Consider the following 9,444-nt stretch of genomic DNA (forward strand, 5'->3'; position numbering starts at 1 on the left):
AGTAGGGAGTAGGGAGTAGGGAGTAGGGAGTAGGGAGTAGGGAGTAGGGAGTAGCAATGGGTGCATATCGCTTTTGAAATTATGGAAGAGTGAGATTCACCCAATAATTGACGCAAACACTATCAAAAAAATACTTTTGCAAGAGGTTTATTCACACAGTACTGGATAATATCATACTAAAGGACTTGATAAGTGTAACGGTTAAAGACTTATGCGACGACGGGAATTCAATCAACTCCCTTGGTTTTTCCTCAGTTTGGGATTGGCTAACTGTACTCACAATTCCCAATCATCAAGACAATCATCAAGACAATCATCAACCTTTGACACAGCTAAAACACTTAGCATCTGGTGGCAACAGGGTTTTTATCCAGAAGAAACGGATGCACTCCGGAAAATTATCGACAAGTGGGAAAAAAACAATGGGATTAAAGTTCAATTAGTCATCATACCTCAGAAGGATATTCTCAAAGAAATCGAGAGTGCGATCGCATCAGGTAATCCTCCTGACATTTTCTATGCAGGGGTAGCAGACTTGACCATTATTCCCCGTCTGGCATGGAATAACCAACTGGTAGATGTGTCTGATGTGATACAGCCTCTGAAAAATTGGTACAGTGAAGGGGTTCTGGCTGGAGTCAATTATCAAAACAAAGTTGCTAAAAAACGTAGCTACTATGCTGTACCAATTATGCAATCAGCCATTCATATTCACTACTGGCAAGACATCCTGACGGAGATTGGTCAGGCAAAGGGGGCAATTCCCAGAGATTGGCAGGGATTTTGGCGGTTTTGGGAGCAGGTTCAGGGACAGTTGCGTCAGAGCAGTTATCCCAATATGTATAGTATCGGCATGCCTATGTCCATGAGCTTAGATACCTACAACAATTTTGAGCAATTTCTAGAAGCCTATAATGTCAAACTAATTGATAAAAATGGCAAATTAAACTTAGACGACTCCCAAGTTAAGGAAGGCATTGAGGCGGCTCTCAGGAAATATACCAGTTTTTATATCAATAAGAATGTGCCACCGGATGCCGTAGATTGGGATAATACAGGGAACAATGTAACGTTACTTAGCCGCACTAGCCTGATGACGGTCAATCATACTCTCTCAGTTCCAGGTTCCCAACGACAAGATCCCGAAATTTACACCAAGCAACTTTCTACAGTTAAGTGGCCAAACAAACCTAGTGGTGAACTGATGAGATTCATCGTAGAGATCAAACAGGTAATTCTCTTTAAATCATCCACAAAACAGGAGTATGCCAAGAATTTTCTCTCATATTTAGCACAACCACAAAACTTACAAGCCTACACAGAAGGGTCTCAGGGTCGATACTTACCCGTGATGCCGAAACTGTTTGAAAAACCCTTTTGGAAAAATCCCAATGATCCTCATATTTCTGTGGCGCTACAGCAGTTAAAATACACCAGACCAGCTTATCAAGTGTTAAACCCAGCTTATAGTGAAGTTGCTGCTCAAAATGTTTGGGGGGAAGTGATTAGAAAAATTGTGGTAGATAATTTTTCAATTAAGCAAGCCACTAATCGAGCTATTGATAAAATCAATAAAATTTTTTCTAATTGGTAGAAAATTAGTTAGCTTCTTCGTTATCACAATGCTTGTTATAGCATTTTTAGTTGAATTTTGAACATAGGATTTATCAAAAAAGGGAACAGGTCACAGGTCACAGGTCACAGTAGTCAAGATATCCGAGGGTTTTTTGGTGTTATGATAAAGCGATGCAGCGTGGCGCTGCATCGCTTAAAACCCTCTTTATAGCATGCATGCTGCCTTTTGCCTTAAAAGGATAAGCAATGTCGCTCAAACGTCGCTGAGAATTGCTATAGCTGACTGTTAATAGTTTAATAAATACAAATAATTAATTTTATTTATGCGAAAATCTAAATTATCGCGCTTATTCTCATTGTTATGATCAAATTAACTCAAAAAACGTTACTATCAAAGCTGGTCACTTACTTTTCACTTTTATCAGTTGTTACAGTAAGCCTTGTAGCAATTACTGCTTATATTTTAGCTAGGAAAGCTCTCAAACAATCTGTCTTTGATCGACTCAGTGTTGCTGTGTCTATTAAATCTGCTGAACTCAATCAATGGTTTAACAATCAGCGCCAAGATGTCCTGTTATCGGCTCAGTTGCCAGAAATACGAAGACAAGCCGAGGTCTTGCTGAGCAGCAAAAGGTCTCAAACCAGGTCAAGAGATTACCAAATCGCCTATAATAGGATTTCAGAATACCTGACTGATTTAGCTGCAATTAAGCCTAATCTACGAGAAATTTCCCTGCTCACAACTGGTGGGATTATCATTTTCTCAACTAACAAAACTTTGGAGGGCAACTATCAACCCCTTGGTGCGACTACCACTTACTTCACCCGAGATCAAACGGACATTAAGCCAACGTTTTATAGCTCTTCAAGAACAGGCAAAACAGCCATCACTTTTGCCACACCCGTCCTTAACCAATCCGGTAACCGTATAGGAGTGATTTCCATTACTCTCGATCTTCAAGAAGTTGATAACCTAATTCGAGACCGTACTGGCTTAGGTAAGAGTGGCGAAACCTATCTAGTCGGTCGATTGGAACGAAAAAATATATTCATCGCCTCAGGTCAGTTTGAGAATCAAAAATACTCTGACGGAGTTAGTAGTTTGGGTATTGATAACGCTACCCAAGGAAAAAATAGTGCTGGACTTTATCGAAATTACGATGGGATACCTGTTATCGGTGTGTATCACTGGTTGGAGAAACAGAACCTGGCGTTACTAGCTGAGATCTCTCAGGAAGAAGCTTTTGCTCCTGCTCGTCGGCTAGCTGGGAACATTGTGCTGATTGGATTGAGTTCTACTGGACTGCTCCTAGTAGGGGTTTATCTACTATCAAGCCAGATTACCAAACCGATTCGGGCAATCACAGAGGCAGCTATTCAGGTAGCTAGTGGCAATCTAAACCATAAAGCTCCTGTGTTGAGTGACGATGAAACTGGAGTGTTGGCTCAGTCATTTAACCAGATGGCACAGCAATTGCAGGATTCTTTTACGGCTCTAGAAAAAACGAATCAGGGTTTAGAAATCCGAGTGCAAGAACGTACTGTGGAATTAGGGAAAGCTAAAGAAGCTGCGGAAGTTGCTAACCAAGCTAAAAGCCAATTTTTAGCTAACATCAGCCATGAATTGCGCACTCCCCTCAATAGCATCTTAGGCTATGCCAGAATTCTCCAGCGCGATACAGCTAAAGTTGCTACCCAAAACGATGACGTGAAGGGCAGCACCCCAAGGAGCGATCGCAATTTAAGACAGCAGCAAATACAAGGTTTAAAAATTATAGAGCAAAGTGGAACCTATCTATTGACCCTAATTAACGATCTCTTAGACTTCTCTAAAATCGAAGCCCGTAAGATGGAACTCTACCCCAGTGACGTTCATTTTCCAAGCTTCTTGGAAGGGGTAGTTGGTATTATCCGCATGGGAGCTAATGAAAAAAATATATTGTTTAACTATAAAACTCAAGGTAACCTACCCACAGGGGTTAAGGTAGATCAGAAACGGTTACGACAGGTTTTACTCAATCTATTAGGTAATGCAGTTAAATTTACTGACCAAGGTAATGTAACATTTAATGTTGGAGTCATTGAGAAACAAAACTCTATCTTAGGAATCTCCCAGTCTTCCACTAAAAGCATTCAAGGGGGAGATTATAACATCCATTTTCGGACGATTCGCTTTGAGGTCATCGATACTGGGATAGGAATCAGTCCTCAACAGTTAGAGAAAATATTCCAACCCTTTGAACAAGTAGGAGATCCCCACCGTCGCATAGCTGGAGCGGGTTTGGGCTTAGCTATTAGTCAACAAATCGTTAAATTGATGGGAAGTAAACTAAAGGTTAAAAGTCAATTGGGCCAAGGTTCAACATTTTGGTTTGATGTTACCTTACCTGTGATAGATATTGTTGCCAATGGTGAACCAGATATTGCTGTTAAAGGGTTGAGTTATAAAGGAAAACGACGCAAACTGTTAGTGGTGGATGACATAACAGAAAATCGCTTGGTATTGCTCAATATGCTGAAACCTTTGGGTTTTGAAGTGGTATTAGCCCAGAATGCTCAGCAAGCATTGGACCTCGCCAGGGCAATTCGACCGGATCTGATCTTAACGGATTTATTTATGCCTGTTAAAACTGGTTTCACGATGATTCCGGAATTACAACAGATACCGGCAATGAAGGATGTACCAATTATTGCCTTCTCTGCTAACAACTGGGATGTTGTCCAGAAGGAGACTCATAGACTTGGCTGTGATGCTTTTCTGTCGAAACCAGTTGACAAGCAGAAATTATTGGCATTATTGGAGAAGTATTTACAATTAGAGTGGCTTGATCAAGAGGTGTCGTAAGCAGTCAGCTGTCAACCAGAGTCATACGTCCGTGAAAAAAACTACTTTTGTCCACCTTAAGGATAGCGCTGGTGGGGGCTTATAATCTTTGGCAAAATGACCACGATTGGTTCATCGCAAGGAGTAGAGTTGTGACGTCTGCACAACGGTTTCGAGGTTCAAGAATCATGCAGCGACGCCAATTCACTCGACTATCCTTGTTCTTATTTGGTCTGGGGTTAGCTGACTGTAGTGACAATCAAGTCGAGTCTACCAAAGGATTTACGATAAACCGGAGTAATTCGCTGCGCATCTGGTGGAGTCAGGGTTATTATCCAGAGGAAACTGATGCACTCAAAGAAATCATCGCCAGGTGGACACAAAAGAGTGGAATTAAGGTTGAGCTTAGCCTTTTATCTGAAAAAGATACGTTAAAGGAACTCAATAATGCGATCGCAGCAGGCAACCCTCCGGACATCTTTTATAGTATTGAAGCGGATACCCAGATCATCCCCCGTCTAGCATGGAACAACCAATTGGCAGATGTTTCTGAGGTAGTAGAACCGATCGAAAAGCTATACACTGGCAGTGTTCTACAGAATGTTAGTTACCTGAACAATGTGGCGAAGAAGCGCAGCTACTATGCTGTGCCGATCATGCAGTATTCCGTCTACATTCACTGTTGGCAAGACTTACTGGCAGCTATTGGTAAGACACCAGACGCGATTCCTAAGGATTGGCAAGGGTTTTGGCAGTTTTGGCACTTCGCTCAACAGCAACTACGTCGCCAGGGTCAACAGACTATTTATGGTATTGGTTTACCCATGTCCCAGGCTTCTGATACCTTCGACATTTTTGAAAACTTCCTAGAAGCTTACAATGTCAAACTGATCAACCCCAATGGTCGGTTACTTTTAGATAATCCCCAAGTCCGTCAGGGGATTACCGCTGCCTTAGGGAAATATACCAACTTCTATAAGAATGGTACGGTACCACCGGAAGCAGTGGATTGGGGAAACACTGATAATAATATTGCCTTTCTTAGCCGCACTACTTTAATGACAGCTAACCCATCCCTATCGATTCCCGGTTCCCAACGGCAAGATCAGGCAATTTACACCAAACAACTTGCTACTATTCCATGGCCAAACAAGCCAAAGGTCGAGCCTATGAAACCCATCGCTTCAATTGGGCAGGTGATTCTGTTGGAAAGATCGGATAAAAAGCAGGTTGCTAAGGATTTCTTGTCCTATTTGGTACAACCACAAAATCTGGAAACATACATCCATGGTTCTCAAGGACGATTTGTTCCTGTTGTGCCTAAACTTTTAGCAGACCGATTCTGGAATGATGGAACAGATCCCCATATTTCAGTGGCTCTAAAGCAGTTACAACAAACGACCCGTTTACCCTATCAAGTCTTCACCCCAATTTACGCTGAAGTACAATCCCAGAATGTTTGGGGTAAAGCGATTAGAACAATAGTTGTAGATGGTTTGTCTGTGGTGCAAGCTAGCAATCAAGCGATCGCACAAATCAAGCAAATTTTTGCTGATTGGAAGTGATGATAAGTATTAGTCAATACTCCCTCTGTTGCCCCACTGACGGTCTGTTCCCCCTCTTCCGGAACAGTAACTGGTTTTCTTAGGGCAATATTTGCAGTTAGAGTGGGTATATCAGCCAATATCTCAACAGCCTCTAGCTTGATCACAGGGGTCAAAATCCAGTTGTGATCAACGGTTTGTTGTACCCCCCCCCTCAGGAAATGGAAGTGCTCTATAAATTGCCTATGCTGGGCAGTATGACAAATTAGACTTCCTATACTTGGAAGAAATTCATGAAAACTACATTACCCTTTGCCAACAAACTCAAAAACTTAGCCGAAGAGTTTCAATAACAAGCAATTGTTACCTTGCTTAAAGACTATATGCATCTGGAATAAACTCCATGAGTGTAATTGTTAAAACGAATGAGTTTAACTTAAAAAAGTATACCATATTAATCATTGACGATAATCCCACTAATTTGAGGGTTGCCTTTGATTATTTGGAAGATTGTGGATTTACAATTTTAGTATCCCAAGATGGTGAAAGTGGGTTGAAACGCGCTAAGTATGCCCATCCTCAAATTATTTTACTGGATATTTTGATGCCAGGTATAGATGGCTTTGAAACCTGCTGTCGCTTGAAGGCAGATCAGGCTACTAAAGATATTCCTGTAATTTTTATGACGGCGTTATCCAGTACCGAAGATCAGGTGAAAGGATTTGAAGTTGGGGGAGTCGATTATGTCACTAAGCCACTCCAACATGAGGAACTCTTAACTCGGATCATCAATCATTTACGGATTCAGGAGTTAACTGAAAAGCTGCAACTCCAAAATCAGCAGTTAAAACAACAAGCCATTGAACTGGCAAAAGCTAAAGAAGCTGCGGAATTAGCTAGCCAAGCCAAAAGTGAATTCCTCTCCAATATGACTCATGAACTGCGTACTCCTCTCAATGGCATTTTAGGTTATGCCCAAATCCTCCAACGGGATCAAACCGCTACCCATAAACAAAAGCATAGTATCGATCAAGTTTACCAATGTGGCACTCACTTGCTCCACTTGATCAATGACATCTTAGAGCTGTCAAAAATCGAAGCCAGGAAAATGGAACTGTTGCCGAAAGAGATTCATTTTCCTACTTTGTTGATCTCGGTTGTAGAAATCTGCCGTATCAAAGCTCAGCAAAAGGGTATCTCTTTTATTTATCAACCCTCATCCTATCTACCAGCAGGGATTGTGGCTGATGAAAAACGACTGCGACAAGTTCTGATTAACCTCCTGAGCAATGCTATTAAGTTTACTGACCATGGCGGAGTAACCTTCAAGGTAGAGGTGATCAGTAACGATAAAGCCGTACAACCCCCACTACCTAGGATTTATAGAGATCAGCAAGAGGAGGAAGCGATCACAGACAAAATCATGCCACTAATGGGCAAACCCTCCCAATCACCCATGGTTAGAATTCGATTTAAAATCGAAGATACTGGCATCGGAATTAACTCAGAAGAATTGGAAAAAATATTTTTACCCTTTGAACAATTTGGGGATAGTGCTATTCGAGATCAAGGCACTGGTCTGGGATTAGCTATTAGCCATAAAATTGTTAATCTAATGGGAAGTCATATTAAGGTTGACAGTACTTCTGGCCAGGGTAGTGTTTTTTCTGTGGATTTGGATTTACCTACTACCACAGTTATGAATCACAAAACTCCAATTTATACCAATAATATTGTTGGTTTCCAGGGAAAGGTGCGGAAAATAGTAGTGGTAGACGACAAACCGGAGAATCGCTCTGTTATTGTTAATTTTTTACAACCTCTGGGATTTGAATTTTTGGAAGCGAGTAATGGGGTTGAAGGTTTGGAAAAAGCCACAGAATGTCACCCTGATTTAATTATTACTGACTTAGTGATGCCAGTGATGGATGGCTTTGAAATGATGCGACGTATCCGCTCATCAGAGCAATTGAAACAGATCATGGTAATCGCGACATCTGCGAGTGTTTATGAATTAGAACATCAACAGAGTCAGGATATAGGTTGGACTGATATTCTTTCTAAGCCTGTGAACGTTGAAGAATTACTTGATAAATTAAAGCGGCATCTACAACTGGAATGGGTATATGAACAGTATGAACCAGAAGTATCAAAACTCAAACTTGAATCGGCTAAAAAAGTTATACCAGAGGCTATTGTACCTCCCCCAACTGATGTATTAGCTGAACTTTATGACCTCGCCAAAAAAGGGAATATGTTCGCGATCAGTAAATCCGCAGAAAATCTGAAACAATTAGATGATAAGTTTGTCACCTTTGCTCAGACTATATCGAATTATGCTAATGAATTTCAATTGAAAAAAATTAGATTATTGATAGAAAAGTATCTTGAAAATAATTAGTAGAGCGCAGGGAATCGGAAATCGGGAGTAGGGAGTAGGGAGTAAAATTTTGTACCTCAGATATTCAAAAAAAAATAGAATATGAGTCGTCTTTACTTCTTAATTAAATCCAGCCTGATTCTAGCCATGGGATTATCACTAATAGCATCGGCTTCCCCAGGGATTACTCCTCCTCAGAAACCTGTAGATGGAACAAGACAAATAATGACTTCAGAGGTAAAGATTGTTAAGGTGGGAGTGCTGGCAATTCGGGGTGTTGAGCATACTAAAACAAAATGGCAACCGACCCTAGACTATCTCAGTGAAACCATTTCCGGCTATGTTTTCCAACTTGTACCACTAGGGTTTGACACCCTCGAAGAAATAGTAGCTAACCAGGAGGTGGACTTTGTGTTGTCCAATCCTGGAATGTATGTACGGTTGGAATCGATTTATGGGGCAATACCAATTGCCACCCTAAAAAATCTACGCCTAGGCAAGCCTTACACCCAATTTGGAGCGGTGATCCTGCGTCATGCTGACCGCAATGATATCCAGGATTTAGAGGATTTACGGGGCAAAACCTTTATGGCCGTTAGTGAAAATGCCTTTGGGGGCTGGCAAATGGCATGGGAAACTCTGTTAGAAGCTGGAGTTAACCCCTACCGTGACTTTCGAGGCCTCCACTTTGGTGGTAGCCATGACGCAGTGGTCTACGCTGTTCGTGATGGTATTGTCGATGCTGGCACTGTCCGCACTGATACCCTCGAACGTATGGCACAGGAGGGCAAAATTAATCGAGATGACTTTGTGATCCTCAATCAGCAAACTCAATATCAGGACACTTTCCCTTTTGCTCTGAGTACTAAACTTTATCCACAATGGCCTTTTTCCACACTATCCCATACCCCAGTGGACTTAGCGGAAGAGGTTGCGATCGCATTAATGACCATACCTTCTGAGCACCCAGCGGCCAAAGCTGGTCGTTATCAGGGCTGGAGTATCCCCGCCAACTACCAAGCTTGTCACGAAACCTTACGGAATCTGCGGGTTCGTCCCTACGAATATTGGGGAAAAGTGACTCTGGGTCAAGTCATCTATCACTACCGCTATTGGCTGTT

Annotated in this window: 6 protein-coding genes; 5 read left to right on the forward strand and 1 reads right to left on the reverse strand. The window is 41.7% G+C overall.

The genetic code is table 11. From position 1 onward, the window contains the following. Positions 1-211: 211 nt before the first annotated feature. The 3 genes from AC4II3_RS28415 to AC4II3_RS28425 all read left to right on the forward strand — a co-directional run bounded on the left by AC4II3_RS28415 (position 212) and on the right by AC4II3_RS28425 (position 5,964). Positions 212-1,594: an ABC transporter substrate-binding protein gene (locus tag AC4II3_RS28415; protein WP_488014869.1), complete on the forward strand. Its 1,383-nt coding sequence runs from the start codon at positions 212-214 to the stop codon at positions 1,592-1,594. 342 nt (positions 1,595-1,936) lie between these two features. Next, entirely contained in the window at positions 1,937-4,420 is a 2,484-nt protein-coding gene (locus AC4II3_RS28420; RefSeq protein ID WP_488014871.1) for a hybrid sensor histidine kinase/response regulator, read from the forward strand. Positions 4,421-4,587: 167 nt separating this feature from the next. Further along, positions 4,588-5,964 (forward strand): ABC transporter substrate-binding protein, encoded by a 1,377-nt coding sequence (locus tag AC4II3_RS28425; RefSeq protein ID WP_488014873.1) that lies wholly within the window; start codon positions 4,588-4,590, stop codon positions 5,962-5,964. On the opposite strand, the gene AC4II3_RS28430 is transcribed toward AC4II3_RS28425, so the two are convergent. Continuing rightward, a complete protein-coding gene (locus AC4II3_RS28430) occupies positions 5,919-6,110 on the reverse strand; it encodes a hypothetical protein (protein WP_488014875.1) in 192 nt (63 codons plus the stop codon). The genes AC4II3_RS28425 and AC4II3_RS28430 overlap by 46 nt on opposite strands. Before the next feature lie 236 nt (positions 6,111-6,346). Here AC4II3_RS28430 and AC4II3_RS28435 point away from each other — a divergent pair, with 236 nt between their 5' ends. Together AC4II3_RS28435 and AC4II3_RS28440 are read left to right on the forward strand one after the other, a co-directional pair. Beyond that, the gene (locus AC4II3_RS28435; protein ID WP_488014877.1) at positions 6,347-8,344 is read left to right on the forward strand and encodes an ATP-binding response regulator; all 1,998 of its coding nucleotides are present in this window, start codon (positions 6,347-6,349) and stop codon (positions 8,342-8,344) included. A gap of 81 nt (positions 8,345-8,425) precedes the next feature. Then, the coding region (locus AC4II3_RS28440) for a phosphate/phosphite/phosphonate ABC transporter substrate-binding protein (protein ID WP_488029696.1) at positions 8,426-9,444 on the forward strand (1,019 nt) is incomplete at its 3' end.

This window comes from Moorena sp. (genome assembly GCF_982860115.1).

What these genes read in the sequence shown, in the direction of transcription:
- AC4II3_RS28415 (WP_488014869.1), top strand. Translation starts at nt 212, where the DNA reads ATGCGACGACGGGAATTCAATCAACTCCCTTGGTTTTTCCTCAGTTTG.
- AC4II3_RS28420 (WP_488014871.1), top strand. Translation starts at nt 1,937, where the DNA reads ATGATCAAATTAACTCAAAAAACGTTACTATCAAAGCTGGTCACTTAC.
- AC4II3_RS28425 (WP_488014873.1), top strand. Translation starts at nt 4,588, where the DNA reads ATGCAGCGACGCCAATTCACTCGACTATCCTTGTTCTTATTTGGTCTG.
- AC4II3_RS28435 (WP_488014877.1), top strand. Translation starts at nt 6,347, where the DNA reads ATGAGTGTAATTGTTAAAACGAATGAGTTTAACTTAAAAAAGTATACC.